The sequence below is a fragment of the Halomonas sp. TP35 genome (assembly GCF_052375975.1).
Classification (GTDB): domain Bacteria; phylum Pseudomonadota; class Gammaproteobacteria; order Pseudomonadales; family Halomonadaceae; genus Vreelandella; species Vreelandella citrativorans.
This window is the reverse complement of sequence record NZ_JBQSUZ010000020.1, coordinates 19763-45785: the sequence shown is the minus strand read 5'-3', so window position 1 is coordinate 45785 and position 26023 is coordinate 19763. Positions and strand designations below refer to the sequence as shown.

Here is a 26023-nt window from a genome sequence, read left to right as displayed (position 1 = left end):
TTCTCATAGTGGGGCATTATCATGGAATCCGGTGTAGCTGTCGAGATGACATCTGTTACGGTGAGAACATTTTTCAGGCGATGCTGAACACGCTGTTGCGCTATCAAGGCATTTAACTGTTTGGCGGCTATCCCAGTTACCCATAAGCTAGAGGTAACACCCTTTATCCAGTGGAGAATTCTATGCCTTTATCACGTGCTGAAATTGCGACTGCATCAGGCGAGCGCATCATTAACCGGCTTTGCAAGCACTGGGCGCATAAGTTGGAGGTTGAGCACAGCCAGCAGGAGGGCAGGATTGTATTTCCTGACAAAGGCACCTGCTTGTTGCACGCAGAAGCTGACAAGTTGCTGGTGTCTATCGAAGCCCTGGAAGAGGAGCATCTGGATCAGTTGGAAGGCGTGGTGGAAAATCACCTTGTGCGCATGGCGAAAGACGAGGAGCTGATTGTCGTTTGGCAGAATTAACGGTTTTGGAAGACATGCTTTTAGAAGCCAGCGTTTGAAAACCAGTGGCAGAAAAATCAGGCCGCCTGAAACACAAGCACAGCACTGCTTGAAGCGTCTGTTATAATCGCCGCCTGGTTACTATTCAGCTTGATTCGACGTAATTGATTGCAAAATGCAGGAGTTCGCATGACCCGAGTTGCCATTGTGGGCGTGGCTGGCCGAATGGGCCGTACGCTGGTAAGCGCTATTGAACAGGATGCTGGCACAACGCTCGCCGGTGGGATTGTCGAGCCGGGCAGCTCGTTGGCAGGTGCGGATATTGGTGAGTTAGCGGGCGTGGGCAAGCGCGGTGTTAGCGCAGTCGACTCCCTTGATGCAATCGTTAACGACTTCGATGTGCTGATCGACTTTACCGCTCCCCGGGTGACGCTGGCTAATCTGGCGTTTTGTGCCAAGCACGATAAGCGCATGGTGATTGGCACCACGGGCATGAGTGATGATGAGCTCGCCCAGTTGGATAGCTACCGCGATAAGGTTGCGATGGTATTCGCGCCCAATATGAGCGTTGGAGTAAACCTTACGCTCAAACTTCTGGAAACCGCCGCTAAAGCGTTAGGCGATGAAGGCTACGATATCGAAATCATCGAGTCGCATCACCGCCACAAGGTGGATGCGCCCTCCGGCACTGCGATTAAAATGGGCGAAGTGGTAGCCGATAGCCTCGGGCGTACCTTAAAAGAGCACGGCGTATTTGAGCGAGTAGGCCAGTGCGGTCCGCGTACCGATAAAGAGATTGGCTTTGCCACTGTACGCGCGGGCGACATTGTCGGCGAGCACACGGTAATGTTCGCCACCGAAGGCGAGCGCATCGAAATTACCCACAAGGCTTCCAGCCGCATGACGTTTGCCAAAGGCGCTGTACGTGCGGCGCGCTGGGTCGCAGGTCAAAAGCATGGCCGTTACGACATGCAGGATGTGTTAGGGCTTTAGTGAGAAGCATTTCATCGATACTTAACCCGCTTTATAAGCGCACCACACGTCGCGGGTTTTTATAGGTAGTCAAGGGCCAAAAAATGCTGTAACATTCCATAAATTTTGGCCGGGTGGCCCATGAGAAACAGACGGCGCGCTTGTTGCGTTGGTCACCACTGCCTACTCAGGTTCGCTACAGCGAGATTAGTTACACTGTCTGTATTGCCTTTGGCATATAGACCCAGCATCACAAGCCTGAGATGCTCAGAACAACAAGCGGGATGAAACCGATTTTTTCTTTATCGGCTTCGTCCCGCTTTTTTACGACCCGAGTTTTAAGCATTTGATACTGAAGTTTTGGTAGCTGGGTTTCAACACCGGGTTTAAAAAACCAGACTTCAAACATTAATCTCGATTCTGGTGAGGGCATCCTGCGGATGCTTTCAGCCAGTATCGCTGAGCCTGCGCCCACAGGCTCCCACCAGCATGGGAGGACCTTGACTTGAATAACCCCGCATTGAGCAAACCTGCGATTTTGGCCCTGGAAGACGGTAGCGTGTTTCATGGAATCGCCATTGGCGCGGACGGATTAACAAGCGGTGAGGTAGTGTTCAATACAGCCATGACCGGCTATCAAGAAATCCTGACTGACCCTTCCTATACCCGCCAGATCGTAACGCTCACTTACCCCCATATCGGCAATACTGGTATTAACGCTGAAGACGTTGAGTCTGCGTCCATTGCCGCCGCCGGTTTGGTGATCCGCGATTTGCCTTTGATGGCTAGCAGTTTCCGCTCGGAACAAACGCTGTCTGACTATCTGGCAAGCCAAAACGTTGTCGGTATCGCTGATATTGATACCCGCCGCCTGACGCGCATTTTGCGCGATAAAGGCGCCCAGAACGGTGCGATTTTGGCAGGCGAAGATGCGCAAGGTGATGATGCCGTTGAGCGTGCCTTGGCGGCCGCCAAGGCCTTTCCGGGTCTGAAGGGTATGGACCTGGCCAAGGAGGTCTCCTGTAAAGAGGCTTACGAGTGGACAGAAGGCGAGTGGACGCTGGGCGAAGGCTATGCGGATACAACGAAAGGCGAGCGCCCTTACCATGTTGTAGCGTTTGACTACGGCGTGAAATTCAACATCCTGCGCATGCTCGCTGCGCGTGGTTGCCGCCTGACGGTGGTGCCCGCGCAAACGCCCGCGGCTGACGTGCTGGCGATGAATCCGGACGGTGTTTTCCTGGCCAACGGCCCGGGCGACCCCGAACCCTGTGACTACGCCATCAAGGCGATTCAGGACGTGCTTGAAACGGACACGCCGGTGTTCGGTATTTGCCTGGGCCACCAGCTACTCGCGCTCGCCTCGGGTGCCAAAACCGTCAAAATGAATCATGGTCACCACGGTGCTAACCACCCGGTTCAGGATTTGGACACGGGCGCTGTAATGATCACCAGCCAGAACCATGGCTTTGCCGCAGATGAGACGAGCCTTCCGGCCAATCTACGCGCCACCCATCGTTCGTTGTTTGACGGCACGCTGCAGGGTATTGAGCGCACCGACCGACCCGCATTTAGTTTTCAGGGTCACCCGGAAGCCAGCCCCGGCCCGCGTGATGTAGCGCCGCTGTTTGATCGCTTCATCACGATGATGCAGGCGCGCCGCTAACGCAGGCTCTGCTTCATCACTGTATGCCGCTTTTGTCGCTCTTCGTCACCATTTTTTGCGGGAACCGTTATGCCTAAGCGTACCGACTTAAACAGTATTTTGATCATTGGCGCTGGCCCGATCGTTATCGGCCAGGCCTGCGAATTCGACTACTCCGGCGCCCAGGCGTGTAAGGCGCTGCGCGAGGAGGGTTACCGGGTTATTTTGGTGAACTCTAACCCGGCCACCATCATGACCGACCCGGCCATGGCGGATGCTACCTACATCGAGCCGATTACCTGGCAGGCTGTTGAGAAGATCATCGAGGCTGAAAAGCCTGATGCTATTCTGCCTACCATGGGTGGCCAAACCGCGCTTAACTGTGCGCTGGATCTGGAAAAACATGGCGTGTTGGAAAAGCACGGCGTGGAGATGATCGGTGCCAACGCCGACGCCATCAACATGGCCGAAGACCGTGACCTGTTTGACCAAGCCATGAAGCGTATTGGCCTTGAGTGCCCGAAAGCGAAAGTCGCGCACACCATGGATGAGGCGTGGGAAATTCAAGCCGAGCTTGGCTTCCCGACCATTATTCGGCCTTCCTATACCATGGGCGGCTCCGGCGGCGGCGTGGCGTACAACAAGGAAGAGTTTGAAGAGATCTGTACGCGCGGTTTCGAGCTTTCCAATAACCACGAGCTGCTGATTGATGAGTCGCTGCTGGGTTGGAAAGAGTACGAAATGGAGGTCGTGCGCGACAAAAAAGACAACTGCATCATTGTCTGCGCGATTGAAAACTTTGACCCGATGGGCGTGCATACCGGCGACTCGATTACCGTCGCTCCGGCACAGACGCTGACGGACAAAGAGTACCAGATCATGCGCGATGCGAGCCTTGCGGTTCTACGTGAGATTGGCGTAGAAACCGGTGGCTCCAACGTGCAGTTCGGTATGGACCCGAAAACCGGCCGCCTGGTCGTGATCGAGATGAACCCACGGGTATCGCGCTCATCGGCGCTAGCGTCCAAGGCAACCGGCTTCCCGATTGCCAAAATTGCCGCCAAGCTGGCGATTGGTTACACCCTGGACGAGCTGCAAAACGATATTACCGGTGGCCGCACGCCGGCATCGTTCGAGCCGTCTATCGATTACGTCGTCACCAAGATCCCGCGTTTCACCTTCGAGAAGTTCCCTCAGGCCAACGACCGCCTGACCACTCAGATGAAGTCCGTGGGCGAGGTCATGGCGATTGGCCGTACCTTCCAGGAATCCTTGCAGAAAGCTCTGCGCGGCCTGGAAACCGGTAACGACGGCCTAGACCCAATTATTACCGATTTCAACCCGGAAAATATGGCCCTGATCAAGGGTGAACTTCAGGCGGCAGGCGCTGAGCGTATCTTCTATGTTGCCGATGCCATGCGTTCGGGCATGAGCGTGGATGACGTCTTTGCGCTGACTAATATCGACCCCTGGTTCCTGGCCCAGATGGAAGACCTGGTGCTGACGGAAGCCGCCGTTGCCAAGCGCTCGCTAAGCGATTTCTCTGCGCGCGAACTCTATCAGCTCAAGCGCAAAGGCTTTGGCGATGCGCGCTTGGCCAAGCTGTTGGGCGTGAGCGAAAAAGAGTTCCGCCAAACGCGTCAGGCCGCCGGTATTCGTCCGGTCTACAAGCGCGTGGATACTTGCGCCGCCGAGTTCGCTTCTGATACCGCCTACATGTATTCCACGTATGAAGAGGAGTGTGAAGCGGACGTATCTGATCGCCAGAAGATCATGGTGCTGGGTGGCGGGCCGAACCGTATTGGTCAAGGCATCGAGTTTGACTACTGCTGTGTTCACGCTGCGTTCGCCATGCGCGATGACGGCTATGAAACCATCATGGTCAACTGCAACCCGGAAACCGTGTCGACCGATTACGATACCTCTGATCGTCTCTACTTCGAGCCGGTAACGCTTGAAGACGTGCTTGAAATTGCCGACAAAGAGAAGCCGGTCGGCGTGATCGTCCAATTCGGTGGCCAAACGCCGCTGAAACTTGCCCGCGAGCTGGAAGCGGCTGGTGTGCCGATTATTGGCACCACGCCGGATGCCATCGACCGTGCCGAAGACCGCGAGCGCTTCCAGGTGATGATCGAAAAGCTCGGCCTGAAGCAGCCGCTTAACGCCACCGCGCGCAGCTTTGAAGAAGCCTTCGCCAAGGCGGAAATCATCGGTTACCCGTTGGTGGTGCGCCCAAGCTACGTGTTGGGCGGCCGGGCCATGGAGATCGTCTATGACGCCTCTGAGCTTGAGAACTACATGACCAATGCGGTCAAGGTTTCCAATGACTCGCCGGTGCTGCTGGACCACTTCCTGAGTGCTGCCATTGAGATCGACATTGATGCGGTATCAGACGGTCAGCAGGTAGTGATTGGCGGTATCATGCAGCACGTAGAGCAAGCGGGCGTTCACTCCGGTGACTCCGCCTGCGCGCTGCCGCCCTACTCGCTGCCCGCCGATGTGCAGGATGAGATGCGCGAGCAGGTCAAGCAGATGGCCGTAGAGCTGGGCGTGAAGGGCTTAATGAACGTGCAGCTTGCCTGGCAGGATGGCGAGATCTACGTGATTGAAGTTAACCCACGTGCTTCACGTACCGTGCCGTTTGTATCCAAATGCATTGGTATTTCGCTTGCCCAGATTGCGGCACGCTGCATGGCGGGCACGACACTTGCAGAGCAGGGCTTTGAGCGCGAAATCATTCCGCACTTCTATAGCGTGAAAGAGGCGGTTTTCCCGTTCAACAAGTTCCAGGGTGTTGATCCGATTCTGTCGCCGGAGATGAAGTCTACCGGTGAAGTGATGGGTTCAGGCGAGACCTTTGCAGAAGCGTTCTTTAAGGCGCAGCTGGGCGCGGGCGAAGCGATTCCGGCGCTTGAGGGTGATCGCAAGGCGTTCCTTTCCGTGCGTGAGCCGGATAAGGCGGGGATTATCGAAGTCGCTCGTTCTCTGCTAACATTAGGCTTCACACTATGCGCGACACGCGGCACAGCCGAAGCACTGGAAGCCGCTGGGCTTGCGGTCGAGCACGTCAATAAAGTCTATGAAGGTCGTCCCCATATCGTCGATCTGCTTAAGAACGACGAAATCGCCTACATCGTGAACACTACCGAAGGTCGTCAGGCTATTAATGACTCTTCGGTCATTCGCCGTACTGCTCTTGCGCGCAAGGTGCCCTATGCAACCACCTTGGCGGGCGCTAATGCCGTTTGTATGGCACTTGAGTACGGTAGGGAGATTACGGTGCGTCGCCTTCAGGATCTGCATGCAGGAGCAAGTCAATGAACAAGGTCCCGATGACGGTTGCGGGTGAAAAAAGCCTTCGCGAAGAACTCAATCATCTTAAGGGCGAAGCGCGCCCACGAGTGATTGCATCGATTGCCGAAGCGCGTGAGCACGGCGACCTTAAGGAGAACGCCGAATACCACGCTGCCCGTGAACAACAGGGGTTTATCGAAGGTCGTATTCAGGAGATCGAGAGCAAGCTTTCGGTAGCGCAGGTGATTGATATCACCAAGCTGCCTAATACAGGGAAAGTGATCTTTGGTGTCACGGTCTCTCTGCTCAACCTGGATACGGATGCCAGCGTGACCTACCGCATTGTGGGCGAAGATGAGGCAGATATTAAGTCTGGCCGTATTTCCGTTACGTCCCCAATTGCACGTGCGCTGATCGGTAAAGAAGAGGGCGACGTTGCCGTGGTGAAAACACCCGGTGGCGACGTTGAGTATGAGATCGAAAGCGTTGAATATGTCTAAGCGCTAGGTCTATAGAGCTAGTGGGTGCCCAGCTTAATGGGCGCCCATAAAAAAGCCCGCTTATCAGGTTGATATCAACCGAGTCGCGGGCTTTTTATCGTTCTTTGTAACAACCAGTCAGTGGTGCTTTAGTGGCGGCCGTGGTGACCCTCGAAGCGTGAAACGTTAGAGAGCTTCGGATTGGCTTTAGGGTTTTTGCGATAAAGCAGTGCCATTTTGCCAATCGTTTGCACGACCTCGGCGCGGCTGCCGGTGACCAGTTCGTTTAGCATGGCCGCACGGTCGTCACGCTCAGGCAGGGCAAGTTTCACCTTGATAAGCTCGTGATCGTTGAGCGCGCGGTTGAGTTCTGTGAGCAAATTTTCGGAGACGCCGTTTTCAGAAACGGTGACCACTGGGTTCAAATGGTGGCCAATGCTGCGAAATGCTTTCTTTTGTGCCTGTGACAAGCTCATGGTATCTTGCGGTATCCCGGTTAGCGCTTAACGTTCCATCTTACGGTGAAATGCCACCAAGTGAAAGCTATCGCGTTAACGCGCCTATCTCTTATTGCAGTGTTAGATTCTGATATGCAGCAAAAGCCCCCGAACCGTAAACATTCAGTGAGCAAAACCAGCAACAACTGGAAGAAAGAGCACTTTGACGACCAGTACGTGAAACAGAGTTGGCAGGATGGTTATCGCTCTCGCGCAAGCTATAAACTGCTGGAGCTGGATGAAAAAGATAAGCTGTTTCGCCCGGGCATGACGATCATTGATCTGGGCGCGGCACCTGGCGGTTGGAGCCAGATCGCTGCTGAGAAAGTCGGTATGGACGGCGTGGTGATCGCCTCTGACATACTGGAGATGGATGCGCTGGCAGGGGTGGACTTTATTCAAGGCGATTTTACGGAAGAGTCAGTGCTTAATGCGATTCTTGAACGGCTGGGAAATCGTCAGGTAGACCTTGTGATGTCCGACATGGCCCCCAATATGAGTGGTATGGCTGCGATTGACCAGCCTCAGGCCATGTACCTTGTAGAGCTGGCGCTAGAGCTCGCCCGTGAGACACTGCCCCCCAAAGGCCGCTTTTTGGCCAAGGTGTTTCAGGGGGAAGGGTTTGATGCCTACCTTAAAGAATTGCGCGGCAGTTTTGATCGTGTCGTGATCCGTAAGCCAGATGCCTCGCGGGCTCGTTCGCGGGAAGTCTACTTTCTAGCGGAGGGGTTTCGCGGCTAAAATGACAGGTTGTGCATAGCAAAGATTTATCATCGCGATTGCCAGACAGGCAGGCGCAAGGTGTGTCACATTATACGCATGAGATAAGCGTGATACAGATGGCCCAAAGTTAATAGTGCTTTGGCAATGGTTGAACGCCAGGTACTGGTGTAAGGTCTCAGTATTGGCGTTTAACTGACGGATTCTTGTAATGAGGGTAGCCCCTTGAACGATATGGCGAAGAACCTGATTCTGTGGCTGGTCATCGCGGCTGTGCTACTGACAGTGTTCAACAATTTTAGTACCGAAAGTGCTCCCCAAAGCACCAACTACTCCCAGTTTGTGGAGCAGGTGCAAAATCAGCAGGTTCGTAGCGTTACCATTGATGGCTATACCATTAACGGTGAGCGTACGGACGGTTCGCAGTTCCAGACGATTCGTCCGGCGGCTGAAGATCCCAAGCTGATGGATGACCTGCTAAGCAATAGTGTAACGGTTGTGGGTAAAGCGCCAGAGCAGCAAAGCATCTGGACGCGCCTACTGATCGCAAGCTTTCCGATTCTGTTGATCCTGGCCATCTTTATGTTCTTTATGCGTCAGATGCAGGGTGGTGCTGGCGGCGGTAAAGGCGGCCCGATGAGCTTTGGCAAGTCCAAGGCCAAGCTGCTTTCTCAGGATCAGATCAAAACTACCTTTGCCGACGTAGCCGGCTGTGATGAAGCGAAAGAGGAAGTAGAAGAGCTCGTCGACTTCCTGCGTGATCCGACTAAATTTCAGCGCCTGGGCGGTACGATTCCTCGTGGTGTGTTGATGGTGGGCCCACCGGGAACCGGTAAAACACTGCTGGCAAAATCGATTTCCGGTGAAGCCAAGGTGCCGTTCTTCTCGATTTCTGGTTCCGACTTCGTTGAAATGTTTGTGGGTGTCGGTGCCTCGCGGGTGCGCGATATGTTCGAACAGGCCAAGAAGCAGTCACCCTGTATTATCTTTATCGATGAGATTGACGCGGTAGGTCGTTCACGCGGTGCTGGTATGGGCGGCGGTAATGATGAGCGTGAGCAGACGCTTAACCAACTGCTGGTTGAGATGGACGGCTTTGAAGCCAACGAAGGCGTTATCGTGATTGCCGCGACCAACCGTCCGGACGTACTTGACCCAGCGCTTCTGCGTCCGGGCCGTTTTGACCGTCAGGTGACCGTTGGCTTGCCGGATATCCGTGGCCGTGAGCATATTCTGGGCGTTCACCTGCGTAAGGTGCCGCTGGCTGAAGACGTTAAACCGTCGATTATTGCTCGTGGAACGCCAGGCTTCTCAGGTGCCGATTTGGCTAACCTGGTGAATGAGTCAGCGCTGTTCGCCGCGCGCCGTAACAAGCGCCTGGTCAGCATGGAAGAGCTGGAGCTTGCCAAAGACAAGATCATGATGGGCGCTGAGCGCAAATCGATGGTCATGACCGATAAAGAGAAGCTGAATACGGCTTATCACGAATCGGGCCATGCGATTATTGGCCTGGTGATGCCTGAGCACGATCCGGTCTACAAGGTAACGATTATTCCGCGCGGTCGGGCATTGGGTGTCACCATGTTCCTGCCCGAGGAAGACCGTTATAGCCTGTCGCGTCAGCAGATTCTTAGCCAAATTTGTTCGCTGTTCGGTGGTCGTATCGCCGAAGAGATGACACTGGGAGCCAACGGTGTCACCACCGGTGCTTCTAATGACATCAAGCGCGCTACGGAACTGGCTCATAACATGGTCGCGAAATGGGGGCTGTCGGATGAGATGGGCCCGATCATGTACGACGAAGACGAGTCACATCAGTTCCTCGGTGGCCCAGGTCAGGGCGGCAGCAAGATGAAGTCGGGTGACACAACGACGCGTCTTGATAAAGAAATTCGTAAGATTATTGACGATTGTTATGAGCAGGCGCGTCAGATCCTGACCGATAATCGCGATAAGCTGGAAGCCATGACCGAAGCGTTGATGAAGTACGAAACCATCGATGCCGACCAGTTGAAAGACATCATGGAAGGCCGTGATCCGCGTCCGCCGGAAGGCTGGAACGATGGTGATTCACCTGGCGGTGGTACGCCCGTTAGCGATGACGTACCGGCGGCGCAGAACGATTCATCGAACGCCACTGATCATGCGTCTGGTGGTAGTGCTTCAGGTGGCGAGGGTGATGAGGATGATGACAAGCCTCGCCGGCGCCCCTCTGACCCGCTAGGTGGTTCAACGGGTTCCTGATACGCTCCGGCCACTGCAAAGGCGCCCCAATATGGGGCGCCTTTTTGTTATGCTGTTATTCAGGCAGTAGCAGTGCTTCTTTTTAATAGGTAGCCGCATGAAATCAATAATTGACCCCTCTTTATCACCCGCAATGAATGATAATGTGCACATGCGTTGCGGGCGCCATGTGCTGGATCTCTCTTTTCCTCGCGTTATGGGGATTTTAAATGTTACGCCCGACTCTTTTTCTGATGGTGGTCGGCACGTAGCGCTGGATGACGCGCTGCGTCATGCCGAGCGTATGCTTGCCGAAGGTGCCGCGATTATTGATGTGGGCGGTGAGTCGACGCGCCCCGGGGCTGAGCCGCTAAGTGCTCAAGAGGAGCTTGATCGGGTCGCGCCGGTTGTTGAAGCGCTGGTTCGTGAGCTGGATGCGTTGGTGTCGGTCGATACCAGCTGCTCGCTGGTGATGCGCGAATCAAGTGCGCTTGGCGCCGGAATGATTAACGACGTGCGTGCGCTTGAGCGTGAAGATGCCTTAATGGCGGCCATTGGCAGCGGGCTTCCTGTCTGTTTAATGCACCGCCAGGGTGAGCCACAGGATATGCAGCATTCACCTTCTTATGACCAACCGGTGGAAGTGGCTGTCGCTGATTATCTGGCGCAGCGTGTAGCGGAGTGCGAGGCTGCTGGTCTTCGTCGCAGCCGTTTGCTGCTTGATCCAGGCTTTGGGTTTGGTAAAACGGTTGAACACAATTTGCGCCTGCTAAAATATATGGGTGCCCTGCAGTCGCTTGGTTTGCCGCTATTGGTTGGAATGTCGCGTAAGAGCATGATTGGCAAAGTGCTGGGGCGTCCGGTTGAAGAGCGTTTGGCGGGTGGTCTTGCGCTGTCTGCCATGGCCGTTGAACGTGGCGCTAAAATTCTACGCGTGCACGATGTAGGGCCGACGGTCGATGCCGTTAATATGGCCTGGGCGGTACTCCAGGAGGGGTGCGACATGCCGCTAAACGAGGAAAAACATTCATGACACGACGCTATTTTGGTACCGACGGGATTCGGGGTACGGTTGGACAAGCACCTATCACTGCCGATTTTATGCTCAAGCTTGGTTGGGCAGCGGGCCAGGTATTGCGCCGCGAAAAGGGTCGGACGCGGGTGTTGATTGGTAAAGATACGCGTATTTCAGGTTATATGTTTGAGTCGGCGTTAGAGGCTGGGCTTTCGGCAGCAGGCGTTGATGTGTCGCTTTTGGGCCCGATGCCGACACCGGGTATTGCGTATCTCACCCGCACTTTTCGTGCCGATGCAGGGATCGTGATTTCAGCATCACATAATCCGTTTGATGATAACGGCATTAAGTTTTTCTCGGCAGAGGGCAAAAAGCTCCCCGATGAGACAGAAGACCGTATCGAAGCCATGCTGGAGGCGCCGTTAACGACCGCTGAAGCGGCCCAGCTGGGCAAGGCAACCCGGATCGGTGATGCCGCCGGTCGCTATATCGAGTTTTGCAAATCGACGCTGCCAGACCGCTTAAGCCTGCATGGGCTAAACGTTGTGCTGGATTGCTCCCACGGTGCGACCTATCACATTGCGCCAAACGTGTTTCGCGAGCTAGGCGCTGAGGTCAGCGTTATCGGCGCGTCACCTGACGGCTTGAATATTAACCATCAAGTAGGCTCTACGCATCCTGCGGCGCTACGTGCTGCGGTCATTCACCGGGGGGCCGATTTAGGCATCGCATTTGATGGTGATGGGGACCGCGTGCTGCTGGTGGATAGTGATGGCCGCGAAATTGATGGCGATGATATTCTCTATTTGATTGCCCGTGACCGTCATGAGCGAGGCCTGTTAGCAGGTGGCGTGGTAGGCACCTTAATGAGTAACTTTGGCCTTGCTGTCGCGCTTGAAAAGCTGGGTATCCCCTTTAAGCGTGCCAAGGTGGGCGATCGCTTTGTCATGGAAATGATGGCTGCTAACGAGTGGGAGTTGGGTGGCGAAGCGTCGGGACATATTGTATGCGGTCATGTGCAAACCACTGGTGACGGCATTGTCGCTGCTCTACAGGTGTTGGCATTGATGATCCGTGAGCAAACATCGTTGCCTGAATTACTGAAAGGGTTTGAGAAAGTCCCTCAGGCATTAGTGAATGTGCGCTTGCCCGCAGGAACCTTGGCGCATGATGTTATGGCATTAAGCACGCTACAGGATGCTGTTGCTGACGTTGAAAAACAGCTGGGTGATCAGGGGCGAGTGCTGTTGCGGCCCTCCGGCACTGAGCCATTGATACGCGTTATGGTAGAAGGCTGTGGTCACTTGAATGTCGAACAGTTGACTCAAGGGCTGGCTGATCGTGTTCAAGCCTTGCTCAAATAAGGCAGCTGTGCTTGTCAGCGGTTGTCTTGTCAAGGCCGCTCCTATACCATTTCGCTCCACCTTGAGTGAGGAGAGTTCATGCGTACGCCATTAATTGCCGGTAATTGGAAAATGAACGGGTCCGCTGCACTGATAAATGATTTTGGCAGCGCGTTTGCTGATGTCTCGTTACCTGCAGCCTTGGACGTTGTGCTTATTCCCCCCTTTCCATATCTGGACGCGGCGCGTCAGGCGTTTCGCAATACACCGCTAACGCTAGGCGCCCAGACGCTCAATCCAGTCGAGTCTGGTGCGCATACGGGTGAAGTGAGCGGACGTATGCTCAAAGAGTTCGAGGTGTCGTACGTACTGGTGGGTCACTCCGAGCGTCGCGAGCTGTACCGTGAAAGCGATGAGCAGGTGTTTGATCGCTTATTGGCGGCGCTTGATAATGGTCTGACGCCCATTCTGTGTGTGGGTGAATCACTTGCCGAGCGTGATGCAGAAAAGACCATGGATGTGGTATTGCGCCAGGTAGGCTATGCGATGACGCGTTTAGCGCCCGAACAGCGCCAAGCGGTCGTGATTGCCTATGAACCCGTATGGGCGATTGGTACTGGGCGGACAGCAACGCCCGAGCAGGCGCAGGACGTAATGGCCGGAATTCGCGCCTACCTCGCAGAGTTTAGTACAGCGTTCGCTGAGCAGATGCGGTTGCTCTACGGCGGCAGTATGAACGCAAAAAATGCGGCTGAGCTACTTGCCCAGCCGGATATCGACGGCGGTTTAGTGGGCGGTGCTTCGCTCAAAACCGATGATTTCTACGCCATTTGTCAGTCAGCAGGATAACGCCATGCAAGTTGCAATTCTTATGGTCCACGTGGTGATTGCGGTCGCCCTGGTTGTATTGATCCTGCTTCAGCAGGGTAAAGGTGCCGAAGCTGGTGCCGCGTTTGGAGGTGGTGCCTCTCAAACGGTATTTGGCTCGCGCGGTAGCGGTAGCTTTTTATCGCGTACAACTGCGGTTCTGGCAGCAGGTTTTTTCGTAACCTCTATGGCGCTAGCGTACTTTGCAACGCAAGCAGGCCAGGCGCCGGAAGCGGGCATTCCTGATTCACGCCTGATCGAGCAACAGCAAAGCGTTCCAACGCTTGACGATAGCCCTGCAAGTGTGGATAATACCGCGCCAGTGCTAGAGGAAAGCAGCGAGTAAATGCTTGATGTCGCTTTCGTTAGCCTCCCCTGATGCCGAAGTGGTGGAATTGGTAGACACGCTATCTTGAGGGGGTAGTGACCGTATGGTCGTGCGGGTTCAAGTCCCGCCTTCGGCACCATCTGTTTTGCTGGCTCGCCAGCTTCCCAGACTCTTTATCAAACAACGTTCGTCAAAAAACGTTTTGATAAAGAAACCCAGGTTTAGCGCCTGAGACGAAAAGAGTTCTTGACGTAAGTGGTTCAAGTGTCTATTATCGTCGACCTAGATTGATGCGGGGTGGAGCAGTCTGGTAGCTCGTCGGGCTCATAACCCGAAGGTCATCGGTTCAAATCCGGTCCCCGCTACCATTTCCTGGTAACACGTTAGATAGGCGACTAGCCTGACAGATCATGGTAATGAAATGTCGATAAGGGTTAGCTGCCAAGTAGGTAAATCCTGCGTTGTGTTTCCTGGTTGGTATTACAGGTTTCTTATGAAAAGCCCCTTCCTGTGAAGGGGCTTTTTGTTAGCAAGCTTTTTGTTAACAAGCGTGTCTCAAGAGCGGATATCGTCCGAGTTGCCGGAGACACATTCCGGGTAACGCCAATCAGCCTCCTGGCTTCTCTAATAACTCCTGGCCAGGTGCCTGATGCAACGGCTATAGGAGCTTTGTCTGTGGCCACTAAACACGCAGCGCTACATGCGCTAATTGAACCTGTCGTCGCCGCCATGGGCTTTGAGCTATGGGGTGTCGACCATGTTTCCCAAGGCAAGCATTCGCGGTTGGTGATTTACATCGAAAGCGAAAGCGGTGTCAGTGTGGAAAATTGCGCTGATATTAGTCGCCAAGTCAGTGCTGTGATGGACGTGGAAGATCCCATTCCCGGTGAGTACCGGCTGGAAGTCTCTTCGCCCGGTATGGCACGCCCTTTATATACCCTGGATCAATTTACCCGCTATCAAGGCCACCATGTCGCACTTAAGCTGCGCGTGGCATTTGATGGACGGCGCAAATACCAGGGGCTCTTGGCAGGTGTCGAGGGTGATGAAGTACTGCTACAACTGGATGGCGAGGAGTTCTGCTTTCCGATTGAAAGCATTGATTCAGCGCACATCGTACCGCAGTTCGACGATTAACCGGGTGGCGGCGCTGCCGGCAGGCTGCCGGGGTGATGCACAAAAGGACAGGTTTTCTGGCGAGGCAAACGCATGAGTAAAGAAATTTTAATGGTCGTTGACGCGATCTCCAACGAAAAAGGCGTCCCCCGTGATGTCATCTTCGAGGCGGTAGAAGCGGCTCTTGCGAGTGCGTCACGCAAGCGTTTTGAAAATGAAGAAGCCAATGTGCGGGTGCGTATCGACCGCCGTACAGGGGAATACGACACCTTCCGCTACTGGACAGTCGTTGAAGATGACGAATTCGAAACGCCAGATTACGAAATCAAAGAGACCATCGCTGAGCAGCGCGACCCGCCTTTGAAGCTTGGCGACGTTGTCGAAAAGCAGATTGAAAACGCGATGTTTGGACGCATTGCCGCCCAAACCGCCAAGCAGGTCATCGTACAAAAAGTACGTGAAGCTGAGCGCGCTGAAGTGGTTCGTCAATACGCGGACCGTGAAGGCGAGCTGGTGGCCGGTATTGTCAAAAAGACCACCCGTGACGGCCTGATTATTGATTTGGGCGAGAATGCTGAAGCCTTCTTGCCGCGCAATGAGATGATCCACGGCGAGCGTTACCGCATGAACGAGCGGGTTCGCGCACTGCTGGTTAAAGTTGACCCGGATGCACGGGGTGCCCAGCTGCAGCTGTCGCGTACTAACCCAGCGTTGATTATCGAGCTGTTTAAAATCGAAGTGCCTGAAATTGCTGAGCAGCTGATTGAGATTAAAGGGGCTGCGCGCGACCCTGGCTCACGTGCCAAAATTGCCGTTAAGACGAATGATCGCCGCATCGACCCGGTAGGGGCGTGTGTGGGTATGCGTGGTTCACGCGTTCAGGCTGTTTCGTCTGAGCTGCAAAATGAGCGTGTCGATATCGTGCTGTGGGACGACAATCCCGCCCAGCTGGTCATTAATGCCATGGCGCCCGCTGATGTTGGGTCTATCCTTGTCGACGAGGACGCCCATGCAATGGACGTGGCGGTTGCTCAAGATAACCTGGCACAGGCAATTGGTCGTAGTGGTCAAAACGTACGCTTGGCGTCAGAGCTTACCGGCTGGCGTATCAACGTGATGACCGAAGAAGAAGCCGAATCCAAGCGCGAGCAGGAAATTGACAGTCTGGTGGACACGTTCGTTCAGCAACTGGAAGTGGACGAAGACGTAGCTCGCCTGCTGGTCGAAGAAGGGTTTACCACCCTGGAAGAAGTTGCCTACGTGCCGCTTGAAGAAATGCTCGAGATCGAAGAGTTCGATGAAGATCTGGTTGAAGAGCTGCGTGCACGTGCGAAAGACGAGCTGCTGACGATGGCGATTGCCTCGGAAGAAGCGCTAGACGGTGCCCAACCAGCAGCAGATCTGCTGGAAATGGACGGCATGGAGCGCCATCTGGCCTTCATTCTGGCTAGCCGTGGCATTGTCACTATGGAAGATCTCGCCGAGCAGTCTGTCGACGATCTGGTCGATATCGAGGAGTTGGACGAAGCGCGCGCAGCGGCACTGATCATGACTGCCCGTGCGCCCTGGTTTGAAGACGATAACGCATCGGATTCGAACACACAGTAAACAGGTCACGGGCTGAGGAGGGTCACTATGTCAGATATGACAGTTAAAGATTTTGCAGTAAAGGTGGGCCGTGATGTGCCCCGCCTATTAGAACAGATGAAAGAAGCTGGCTTGAAGCACGCCTCTGAAGGCGATGCCGTGTCTGAGGAAGATAAGCAGAAACTGCTTGGCTTTTTGCAGAAAAGCCATGGTGGTGTTGCTGAAGCCGATCCGAGCAAAAACCGGATCACGCTGACTCGCAAAACACGTAGCCGCATCAATACCGGCGAGCGCGGTAAAACGATTGAAGTGCAAGTACGTAAGAAAAAAACGTATGTTAAAAGCGCTGAAGAGAATAAGCCGAAAGTCGCTGAGCCCAAGCATTCAGGTCCGCGCCAGCTAGTGGGCGATATGGCCGAAGCTGAAGCCGAGCGTAAAGCGCGCGAAGCACGTGAAGCACGTGAAGCTGAAGAGAAAGCAGCGGCCGCTAAAGCGAAAGCAGCGGAAGACGCAGCGCGCAAAGAAGCCGAAGCAAAAGCTGCGGCTGAGCCTAAGCTTGAAGTGCCCGAGCTTCAGATCGACGATACGCCAGCGACAGATGATATGCCGCCGGCACCGCCGAAAGAAGGCCGTACCGACCGTCGTGCCGCACCGCCCAAGAAAGCTGTCGCGAAGAAAAAAGGTCGTGATGCTGAAGATGACCGTGGTGATCGCGAAGAGCGTAAGCGCGGCGGTGGCGCGAAGAAAGTAAAACGTGCCGAACGTCGTGGCGGCCGCCGTGGCCCAAGCCAGAGCGGCAATGGTAAGCACGGCTTTCAGAAGCCGACTCAGCCGATCGTACGTGAAGTATCGATCCCTGAGTCAATCAGCGTGGCTGAGCTTGCCGACAAAATGTCGATCAAGGCCAACGAGGTCATCAAGGCCATGTTTAACATGGGCGCGGCCGTGACCATCAACCAAACGATTGACCAGGATACAGCGGCCATCGTAGTGGAAGAGATGGGCCACAAGGTCAAACTGGTGAAAGATGATGCGCTGGAAACGGAAATGCTTGAAGGCATCTCCTATGAAGGCGAAGAGATCACCCGTTCTCCCGTCGTGACCGTTATGGGTCACGTTGACCACGGTAAAACCTCGCTGCTTGATTACATTCGTCGTGCCAAAGTGGCCACTGGTGAAGCGGGTGGTATCACCCAGCATATCGGTGCCTATCACGTTGAAGACAATCACGGTGGCGTGACCTTCCTGGATACCCCTGGTCACGCGGCGTTTACCGCCATGCGTGCTCGTGGTGCCAAGGCAACCGACGTGGTTATCCTGGTGGTCGCTGCTGACGACGGCGTGATGCCCCAGACCATCGAGGCGATTGAGCACTCCAAAGCGGCTGAAGTACCCATGGTCGTTGCGGTGAACAAGATCGATAAGGTGGGTGTTGATTTTGACCGCATTCGTAACGAACTCTCGCAGCACGGCGTGATTTCCGAAGAGTGGGGCGGTGATACGCAGTTTGTACACGTTTCCGCCAAGACCGGTGACGGTATTGAAGAGCTGCTGGAAGCGATTCAGCTGGTTTCTGAAGTGCTTGAGCTGAAAGCAGTGCCGTCGGCACCAGGTAAAGGCGTTGTCGTTGAGTCGCGTCTTGACCGAGGTCGTGGCCCCGTTGCCACCGTGCTGGTTCAAAACGGTACGCTGCAGAAAGGCGATATCGTTCTGGCTGGCCTGCACTACGGCCGTGTACGTGCGCTGACCAACGAACTTGGCCTGCAGGTTGAGAGCGTCGGTCCTGCCATGCCCGTTGAGATTCAGGGCCTGGACGGTACGCCGGATGCAGGTGATGACTTCATGGTCGTGGCTGATGAGAAGAAAGCCCGCGAAGTGGCTAACTTCCGTCAAGGCAAGTATCGCGAAGTACGTCTGGCGCGTCAGCAGAAAGCCAAGCTTGAGAACATGTTTAGCCAGATGGGCCAGGATGAAGTGGCCAAGGTTAATATCGTTCTTAAAGCCGACGTACAAGGCTCTCTGGAGGCGATTAAAGGTGCTCTGGAAGAGCTCTCCACTGATGAAGTACAAGTGGCGGTGGTCTCTTCAGGTGTTGGTGGTATCACCGGTACCGACGCTAACCTGGCGCTGGCCTCTGAGGCGATCGTGGTCGGCTTTAACGTCCGCGCTGACGCCGCCGCTCGCGAGATTATTGAGCGTGAAGGCCTGGATCTGCGTTACTACAGCGTCATTTACCACTTGATCGATGAGGTCAAGCAGGCGATGAGCGGTATGCTCGCACCCGAGTGGAAAGAAGAGATCGTCGGTGTTGCCGAAGTGCGCGACGTGTTCCGTGCGCCGAAGATCGGTGCAGTGGCGGGTTGTATGGTCGTCGAAGGTTCCGTGTCCCGCAGCAAACGCATCCGCGTACTGCGTGACAACGTGGTCATCTACGAAGGCGAGCTCGAATCGCTGCGCCGCTTCAAGGACGACGTACAAGATGTACGTAACGGTATGGAGTGTGGCATCGGCGTGAAGAACTACAACGATGTCCAGGTCGGCGACAAGATCGAAGTCTTCGATCAAGTCAGAGTCGAGCGCAGCCTGTAAGGCCGCGAGGAGACAACCATGCGCGAATTTAAGCGTACCGACCGAGTAGCCGACCAGCTCCAAAAGGAGCTGGCGGTACTTATTCAACGCGAAGTGAAAGACCCGCGTTTGGGCATGATCACGGTGAGCGGCGTGACCGTTAGCCGTGATCTTGGCTACGCCGATATCCATGTCACCCTGCTGGGTGAGCAGGAGCCTGAGCGTATCAAGGAGAATCTGCAGGTGCTTAAGCGCGCCGCCGGATTTCTAAGAAGCCAGATTGCCAAACGTATTCAGCTACGCCATGTCCCTGAACTGCGTTTTCATTACGATGAGAGCGTGGTGCGTGGGCAGCACCTCTCTTCCCTGATTGAAGAGGCCGTATCGACTGACCGGGCTCGTCAAGCGGATGAAGAGGGTGACTCTGATCAAGGTGAGGAGACGCGCTAATGGCCCGTCGCCGTCGCGGTTTACCGGTCAATGGGGTATTGCTGCTGGATAAGCCCAAGGGTATTTCCAGCAACCATGCCTTGCAGCGTGTGCGTCGTTTGTTCGAGGCTCAAAAAGCCGGGCATACCGGCACGCTGGACCCCATGGCAACCGGTTTATTGCCGATTTGCCTGGGCGAGGCCACCAAGTTCTCCGCGCACCTGCTGGAAGCCGACAAGATGTATCGCACCCGCGTTGAGCTGGGTGTGATCACCGACACCGGTGATGCAGAAGGCACGGTGATTGAACGCCGCGATGTGCCGTCGTTAACAGCGGATGATGTCGAAGCCGCGATTGCGCGCTTTCGCGGTGAGATCGATCAGGTGCCGCCGATGTATTCGGCGCTCAAGCATCAGGGCAAAAAACTCTATGAGCTGGCCCGTGAGGGTAAGCAGGTAGAGCGTGCAGCGCGGCGGGTAAGCGTGTATGATGCGCGCCTGCTTGCGTTTGACGGCGAAGCCTTCGAGCTTGAAGTCACCTGCAGCAAGGGAACTTACATCCGTACGCTGGCCGAAGATATCGGTTTGGCGCTGGGGTGTGGTGCTCACATCAGTCAGCTCCGCAGGCTCAAAACCGGGCCTTTTACGGGCGATGCGATGTGGACCCTCGAAGCGCTTGAAGCATTGGCCGATCAGGCCTCGCGTGAGGCTGAATTAATGCCCGCTGATGTGCTGGTGGATCACCTGCCGACGCTTGAGGTGGACGAAACGGCTTACGGGCGCTTAGCCCACGGTCAATCGGTCAACTTGAGTATTGGTACGCTGGCCCCCGATGCATTGGCAAGACTTTATTATGCTGAGACGTTTATCGGCCTCGGTGTTGTAAAAGGTGCTCAGGAAGTAGCGCCCAAGCGACTGTTAAGTACCGTCGCTATCTCGTAAGAGTCCGGGTGAAACGTTGCAAGGATGTGACGATTTACGCGAAAATAGCACTTGAAATAGCACTTGAAATAGTACTGGAAACAGTACGTCGAAAAGAGTCGCCTGAGACTGCAAATATGCGTGGTCTCACCCATTAAATTTTAGGCATATTGCTTACTGGAGAGACAGATGGCATTAACCGCTGAAACGAAAGCCGAAATCGTCAACGAATACGGCCGCGGCGATAACGATACCGGTTCCCCTGAAGTACAGGTTGCACTGCTGAGCGCCAACATCAATGGCCTGCAGGACCACTTCAAAACCAACAAGCAGGATCACCACTCGCGTCGTGGTCTGATCCGCATGGTAAACCAGCGTCGTAAACTGCTGGACTACCTGAAGCGTAAAGATTTCGAACGCTATCAGTCTCTGATCCAGCGTTTAGGTCTGCGCCGCTAAGTTATTGTTGGCGAAGATTGAGAAACGGGCAGCTCCTTGTGAGCTGCCCGTTTTTTTATGCGTGTCGGTCACAGGCCGTGGCTTTGCCCCGGTGATTTTGGGTTTCTGGTAGCCGTATGGCGCTACAGCGCCTAGAATGGTGGCGAGTCAAAACGACCCAAACGAATAGACAAGTAGATATTAATGTTAAAGGAAGTCGCCGTGAATCCGGTAAAAAAAACGTTTCAGTACGGTCGTAGCACCGTCACGCTAGAAACCGGGCGTATCGCTCGTCAAGCCACAGGTGCCGTCATGGTCACCATGGAAGATACCGTTGTGCTGTGTACCGTGGTGGCGCGTAAAGAAGCCAACCCCAGCCAACCCTTTTTTCCGCTCTCGGTTCATTACCAGGAAAAAACCTACGCAGTAGGTAAAATTCCCGGCGGCTTCTTTAAGCGCGAAGGGCGTCCGACCGAGAAAGAAACTCTGACCTCGCGTCTGATCGATCGTCCGATCCGTCCGCTTTTCCCCAAAGGCTTTATGAACGAAGTGCAGGTTATCTGTACCGTTCTTTCCACTGATCGTAACCACGATCCGGATATTGCCGCGATGCTGGGTACCTCCGCTGCACTCAGCATTTCTGGCGTGCCGTTCAACGGCCCGATCGGCGCTGCGCGCGTTGGCTTCAACGAAGAGCAAGGTTATTTCCTTAACCCGACCGTTGAAGAGCTCGCGACTTCTGAACTGAACATGGTGGTTGCCGGTACTGAAAATGCTGTGCTGATGGTCGAGTCCGAAGCCAAAGAGCTTCTGGAAGACGAAATGCTGGGCGCCGTACTGTTTGGTCATCAGGAAATGCAGGTCGCGGTTAGCGCGATTAACGAACTGGTTCAAGAGGCCGGGAAACCGCGTTGGGACTGGCAGCCAGCCGCTGAGAACGTGGCGCTGAAAACCGCCATTGCGGATGCGTTTGAAGCTCAGGTGGGCGATGCCTATCGCATCACCGATAAGATGCAGCGCCAAGACGCGCTAGCAGCTCTGAAAGATCAGGCGGTTGAGCAGTTGGCAGTCGTTGACGGCGAGCCGGTTAACGACAAGTTCAGCAAAGACGAAGTAAAAGGTGCCTTTGCTGGTCTTGAGAAGCGCGTTGTACGTTCACGCGTTGTAAAAGGTGAGCCGCGCATTGATGGCCGTGACAACTTCACCGTGCGCCCGCTGGCGATCGAAGTGGGCGTGCTGCCCAAGACTCACGGTTCGGCGGTGTTCACTCGCGGTGAGACCCAAGCGATTGCAGTGGCAACGCTGGGCACTCTGCGTGACTCTCAGTTGATCGAGTCGCTGGAAGGCGAGCGTAAAGACCGCTTTATGCTGCACTACAACTTCCCTCCCTACTCGGTCGGTGAAGCGGGCTTTATGGGTGGCCCGAAACGTCGTGAAATCGGCCATGGCCGTTTGGCACGTCGTGGTATTCAAGCCATGCTGCCGTCCGAAGAAGATTTCCCCTACACCATTCGCGTGGTATCGGAAATTACCGAATCCAACGGTTCAAGCTCGATGGCTTCGGTATGTGGCTCCTCGCTTGCGCTGATGGATGCGGGTGTACCGCTGAAAGCGCCGGTGGCGGGTATCGCCATGGGCCTGGTGAAAGACGAAGATGGCTACGCGGTACTGACCGATATCCTGGGTGATGAAGATCACCTTGGCGATATGGACTTTAAAGTTGCCGGTTCAGAGGAGGGTGTTACTGCCCTGCAGATGGACATCAAGATCGAAGGCATCAACGAAGAAATCATGGAGACCGCGCTTCAGCAAGCCCACAAAGCGCGTCTGGGTATCCTTGAGCAGATGAACGTGGTCATTAGCCAGAGCCGTACCGACGTCTCCGATAATGCGCCTTCCATGGCCACTATCAAGATCGACCCGGACAAGATCCGTGACGTTATTGGTAAAGGCGGCGCCACCATTCGCAAGATTTGCGAAGATACCGGCGCGTCTATCGACCTTGATGACGACGGTACCGTGCGCATCTACGCCGAAGACAAAGCGGCGGCGAAAAAAGCCATCGATACCGTATTGGCGATTACTGCAGAAGCGGAAATTGGCAAGCTGTATAACGGCAAGGTCGTACGTATTGCTGACTTCGGCGCCTTTGTGAACATCATGCCGGGTACCGATGGTCTTGTGCATATTTCACAAATCGTGGCTGAGCGCGTTAACAACGTGCGTGATTTCCTGAATGAAGGCGACGACGTGATTGTGAAGGTGCTCGACATCGATAACCGCAACCGCGTGAAGCTCTCGATGAAAGAGATCACTGAAGAAGAGAAAGCAGCGTTTGCCGCTGAAAGTGAGAACATCGCGGACTAAATTGCCGCGAGGTTGTCTATGCCGCCCCCGTAGCCCCTGGTTACGGGGGCGGCGTTGTTTGATTGAAAGAAAGTTTGATTAAAAGAAAGTTTGGTGGGATGGACGTTTAGTTAGAAGGAAGTCGGCATGGAGAAGGAACAGGCACCGCGTTGGTGGGCGGTGGTCGCCGTGATGATCGGCATTTTTTTATTGGTAACCGCTGAACAGCTGCCTATCGGGTTGTTGTCTCAGGTGGCTTCATCCATGGATGTAACGCCCGGTGTCGCTGGTTTGATGGTAACGGTACCGGGCGTGGTCGCCGCTTTTTCGGCACCGCTACTGCCCGTGGCGGTAGGCCGGTTGGATAGACGCATTATGCTCACGCTACTCATGGTCGTCATGGTGATTGGTAGCGTGCTTTCAGCGCTGGCCAGTAGCTTTATTCTGCTGCTGGCCGCCCGCGTGCTGGTGGGTGTCAGCATCGGCGGTTATTGGGCCGTGGCCGGGAGTATTGCTCCGCGCTTGGTGCCTAGCGATAAAGTGCCCAAGGCCATGACGATTATTTTTGGCGGCGTAGCCGCTGCATCGGTACTTGGCGTGCCATTGGGTACCTTGTTGGGTGATCTAAGTAACTGGCGAATCGCGTTTGCGGCTTTGGGCGGTTTTAGCCTGTTAACCGCACTGGCACTATGGTGCTGGCTGCCGCCACTGCCACCCCGGGAGCCAGTCCGCCTCAAAGTGCTAGCCCAGCAGTTTACTAACCGTGGCGTTCGGGTCGCGGTTCTGGTCACGGGCTTTGTGGTTGTCGGACACTTTGCAGCGTACACCTTCATTAGCCCTATCCTTCAGGAGATAAGTGGTGTGGCTCAGAGCCATGTGGGCAGCTTGCTGCTACTTTATGGGGCGGCAGGAATTCTGGGCAATATCGCCGCAGGCATGTTCGCTGGGCGCCACCCCTATCGCGCTGTACTGGCGATTCCAGGCTTGCTGCTACTGGTAGTGGCGTCTTTCCCGCTGCTCGGGGTCGAGCCTGTCAGCGGCGTGCTACTACTGATGGCGTGGGGTGCGGCATTTGGCAGCGTGTCGGTGAGTATTCAGACGTGGATTTTACGCACGGCGCCCAATACCGAAGCCGCAACCGCCTTGATGGCCTTTGTGTTCAACCTCTCCATTGGGTTGGGCGCGATGGTCGGTGGCCGGGTCGTTGATGCTACTAGCCTGCCTATTACCATGTGGGCCGCATCAGGCCTATTCTTGCTGGGCGCGCTGTTGGTATGGCGAACACCCGCCACCATTGTGGGTGAAAAGCACCGTTAAATGCCAAATGAGGGTTAGATGTCAGGCGTGAAGCCTTGAGGCATAAAAATGCCCCTGTCAGTGACAGGGGCATTTACATTTTATCCGTTAATCGCCGCGATCAAGGGCGCTCAATCGCCAGTGCCACCCCTTGGCCGCCGCCGATACACAGCGTCGCCAGGCCTTTCTTGGCATCCCGGGCAATCATTTCATGAAGGAGCGATACCAACACGCGACAGCCAGAGGCACCAATGGGGTGGCCCAGGGCAATCGCGCCGCCGTTGACGTTCACCTTGGATATGTCCCAACCCAGCTCTTTCTGAACAGAAAGGGCCTGTGCCGCAAAAGCCTCGTTGGCTTCCGCCAAGTCCAGATCCTCCAGGCTCCAGCCGGCTTTTTCCAGGCAGCGACGGGTAGCAGGCACTGGCCCGATACCCATAATGGCAGGGTCTACGCCCGCATTGGCATAAGCGGCAATACGTGCCAGCGGCTCAAGACCTAACGCCTTGGCTTTTTCTGCCGAACAGATCATCACAACGGCCGCGCCATCATTCAGTGAGGAGGCGTTACCTGCGGTAACGGTGCCGTCCTTTTTGAACGCCGGGCGCATGCCCGCCAGCTTTTCAGCGGTAATTTCGCGCGGATTCTCGTCGGTATCAAACACAACGGGATCGCCTTTGCGCTGGGGGATCTGCACCGGCACGATCTGGCTTTTAAATTTGCCCTCTTTAATGGCCTTGGCGGCATTGTGTTGCGATTGAGCGGCAAACGCGTCCATTTCCTCGCGGGTGATGCCGTATTTTTCAGCAAGATTCTCTGCAGTGATGCCCATGTGATAGTCGTTGAACGCATCCCAAAGGCCGTCGTGTACCATCGTATCAATGGCTTTCCAGTCGCCCATGCGTTGCCCTTTACGCGAATGGGGTAATACATGGGGAGACGCCGACATGTTTTCCTGCCCACCCGCCAGAATCAGCTCAGCGTCGCCACAGCGAATCGCTTGTGTTGCAAGATGCACGGCTTTTAGGCCTGAGCCACATACCTTGTTGATTGTCATGGACGGTACGGAAGCAGGCAGGCCCGCTTTAATCGCCGCCTGACGAGCAGGGTTTTGTCCCACGCCCGCCGTTAGTACTTGGCCGAGGAGTACTTCGTCCACCTGGTCGGGAGAAACGCCGGTTGATTCAAGGATATCCTTAATCACTAACGCGCCAAGCTCGCTTGCAGGAATGCCTGCCAGTGAACCGCCAAAGGAACCGACCGCAGTGCGGCGAGCCGCAACAATGACCACTTCTTGCATGAGATGACTCCTAACGTGAGTAAGGTAGACCGCCTGTTTTGCTATTTTGTTTGTACGGGCCTGTTTTTACGGACCTGTTTTACTGTCTGTTCTTGCTATCTGTTCTTACTGCCTGATGTACTGAGCATAACCTACGCTATCTGTTTTTTATGTCAGGCTTGCTACTCAGCATAGGGGAAAGTTGTGCGTTGCGG

Annotated in this window: 22 protein-coding genes and 2 tRNA genes; 21 read left to right on the top strand and 3 right to left on the bottom strand. The window is 55.0% G+C overall.

The annotated features are described in order from the left end of the window. The first annotated feature begins 182 nt into the window (after positions 1–182). Positions 183–467, top strand: coding sequence for a DUF2218 domain-containing protein (locus tag ACT3RU_RS16560; RefSeq protein ID WP_087108719.1), 285 nt, complete (start codon positions 183–185; stop codon positions 465–467). Positions 468–635: 168 nt separating this feature from the next. Then, entirely contained in the window at positions 636–1439 is an 804-nt protein-coding gene (gene dapB / locus ACT3RU_RS16555; protein ID WP_192528391.1) for a 4-hydroxy-tetrahydrodipicolinate reductase, read from the top strand. A 229-nt stretch (positions 1440–1668) separates the two neighbouring features. Here the strand turns inward: dapB and ACT3RU_RS16550 are convergent, their stop codons facing one another. Further along, a complete protein-coding gene (locus tag ACT3RU_RS16550; protein WP_192528390.1) occupies positions 1669–1827 on the bottom strand; it encodes a hypothetical protein in 159 nt (52 codons plus the stop codon). A gap of 111 nt (positions 1828–1938) precedes the next feature. On the opposite strand from ACT3RU_RS16550, the gene carA reads away from it, so the two are divergent. From carA to greA, 3 genes are all read left to right on the top strand, one after another. Then, the gene (gene carA / locus ACT3RU_RS16545; protein ID WP_192528401.1) at positions 1939–3084 is read left to right on the top strand and encodes a glutamine-hydrolyzing carbamoyl-phosphate synthase small subunit; all 1146 of its coding nucleotides are present in this window, start codon (positions 1939–1941) and stop codon (positions 3082–3084) included. Positions 3085–3153: 69 nt separating this feature from the next. Next, positions 3154–6384, top strand: coding sequence for a carbamoyl-phosphate synthase large subunit (gene carB, locus ACT3RU_RS16540; protein ID WP_192528389.1), 3231 nt, complete (start codon positions 3154–3156; stop codon positions 6382–6384). Then, entirely contained in the window at positions 6381–6857 is a 477-nt protein-coding gene (gene greA, locus ACT3RU_RS16535) for a transcription elongation factor GreA (RefSeq protein ID WP_087108711.1), read from the top strand. The genes carB and greA overlap by 4 nt, the downstream gene beginning before the upstream one ends. Before the next feature lie 128 nt (positions 6858–6985). Here the strand turns inward: greA and yhbY are convergent, their stop codons facing one another. Then, on the bottom strand, positions 6986–7312 hold the full coding sequence (yhbY, locus tag ACT3RU_RS16530; protein ID WP_192528388.1) for a ribosome assembly RNA-binding protein YhbY: 327 nt from the start codon (positions 7310–7312) through the stop codon (positions 6986–6988). Positions 7313–7426: 114 nt separating this feature from the next. Between yhbY and rlmE the strand changes: the two genes are divergently transcribed. From rlmE to ACT3RU_RS16450, 16 genes are all read left to right on the top strand, one after another. Further along, positions 7427–8074: a 23S rRNA (uridine(2552)-2'-O)-methyltransferase RlmE gene (gene rlmE / locus ACT3RU_RS16525; protein WP_087109134.1), complete on the top strand. Its 648-nt coding sequence runs from the start codon at positions 7427–7429 to the stop codon at positions 8072–8074. Between the two features lie 204 nt (positions 8075–8278). Then, complete coding sequence (gene ftsH, locus ACT3RU_RS16520) at positions 8279–10297, top strand: ATP-dependent zinc metalloprotease FtsH (protein ID WP_192528387.1); 2019 nt, start codon at positions 8279–8281, stop codon at positions 10295–10297. 97 nt (positions 10298–10394) lie between these two features. Then, on the top strand, positions 10395–11309 hold the full coding sequence (folP, locus tag ACT3RU_RS16515) for a dihydropteroate synthase (RefSeq protein WP_225733907.1): 915 nt from the start codon (positions 10395–10397) through the stop codon (positions 11307–11309). Then, a complete protein-coding gene (gene glmM, locus ACT3RU_RS16510) occupies positions 11306–12655 on the top strand; it encodes a phosphoglucosamine mutase (RefSeq protein ID WP_087108703.1) in 1350 nt (449 codons plus the stop codon). The genes folP and glmM overlap by 4 nt, the downstream gene beginning before the upstream one ends. Before the next feature lie 78 nt (positions 12656–12733). Continuing rightward, positions 12734–13483: a triose-phosphate isomerase gene (gene tpiA, locus ACT3RU_RS16505; RefSeq protein WP_087108701.1), complete on the top strand. Its 750-nt coding sequence runs from the start codon at positions 12734–12736 to the stop codon at positions 13481–13483. Between the two features lie 4 nt (positions 13484–13487). Then, on the top strand, positions 13488–13847 hold the full coding sequence (gene secG, locus ACT3RU_RS16500) for a preprotein translocase subunit SecG (RefSeq protein WP_172117596.1): 360 nt from the start codon (positions 13488–13490) through the stop codon (positions 13845–13847). Positions 13848–13881: 34 nt separating this feature from the next. Beyond that, positions 13882–13968: transfer RNA gene (locus tag ACT3RU_RS16495), tRNA-Leu, on the top strand. A 152-nt stretch (positions 13969–14120) separates the two neighbouring features. Beyond that, positions 14121–14197 (top strand) — tRNA-Met (locus ACT3RU_RS16490). A gap of 307 nt (positions 14198–14504) precedes the next feature. After that, a complete protein-coding gene (rimP, locus tag ACT3RU_RS16485; protein WP_087108697.1) occupies positions 14505–14966 on the top strand; it encodes a ribosome maturation factor RimP in 462 nt (153 codons plus the stop codon). A 72-nt stretch (positions 14967–15038) separates the two neighbouring features. Beyond that, a complete protein-coding gene (gene nusA / locus ACT3RU_RS16480; protein WP_087108695.1) occupies positions 15039–16553 on the top strand; it encodes a transcription termination factor NusA in 1515 nt (504 codons plus the stop codon). A 27-nt stretch (positions 16554–16580) separates the two neighbouring features. Further along, positions 16581–19121, top strand: coding sequence for a translation initiation factor IF-2 (gene infB / locus ACT3RU_RS16475; RefSeq protein WP_192528386.1), 2541 nt, complete (start codon positions 16581–16583; stop codon positions 19119–19121). Positions 19122–19139: 18 nt separating this feature from the next. Beyond that, on the top strand, positions 19140–19550 hold the full coding sequence (gene rbfA, locus ACT3RU_RS16470) for a 30S ribosome-binding factor RbfA (protein WP_087108691.1): 411 nt from the start codon (positions 19140–19142) through the stop codon (positions 19548–19550). After that, positions 19550–20470 (top strand): tRNA pseudouridine(55) synthase TruB, encoded by a 921-nt coding sequence (truB, locus tag ACT3RU_RS16465; RefSeq protein WP_087108689.1) that lies wholly within the window; start codon positions 19550–19552, stop codon positions 20468–20470. Before rbfA ends, truB begins: the two co-directional genes overlap by 1 nt. A gap of 168 nt (positions 20471–20638) precedes the next feature. Continuing rightward, on the top strand, positions 20639–20908 hold the full coding sequence (gene rpsO, locus ACT3RU_RS16460) for a 30S ribosomal protein S15 (protein ID WP_018917553.1): 270 nt from the start codon (positions 20639–20641) through the stop codon (positions 20906–20908). Positions 20909–21091: 183 nt separating this feature from the next. Further along, on the top strand, positions 21092–23254 hold the full coding sequence (pnp, locus tag ACT3RU_RS16455) for a polyribonucleotide nucleotidyltransferase (RefSeq protein WP_087108686.1): 2163 nt from the start codon (positions 21092–21094) through the stop codon (positions 23252–23254). Between the two features lie 126 nt (positions 23255–23380). Beyond that, a complete protein-coding gene (locus tag ACT3RU_RS16450; protein WP_192528385.1) occupies positions 23381–24550 on the top strand; it encodes an MFS transporter in 1170 nt (389 codons plus the stop codon). 100 nt (positions 24551–24650) lie between these two features. Here ACT3RU_RS16450 and ACT3RU_RS16445 read toward each other — a convergent pair whose 3' ends face one another. Next, positions 24651–25829: an acetyl-CoA C-acetyltransferase gene (locus tag ACT3RU_RS16445; protein ID WP_192528384.1), complete on the bottom strand. Its 1179-nt coding sequence runs from the start codon at positions 25827–25829 to the stop codon at positions 24651–24653. Positions 25830–26023 lie beyond the last annotated feature (194 nt).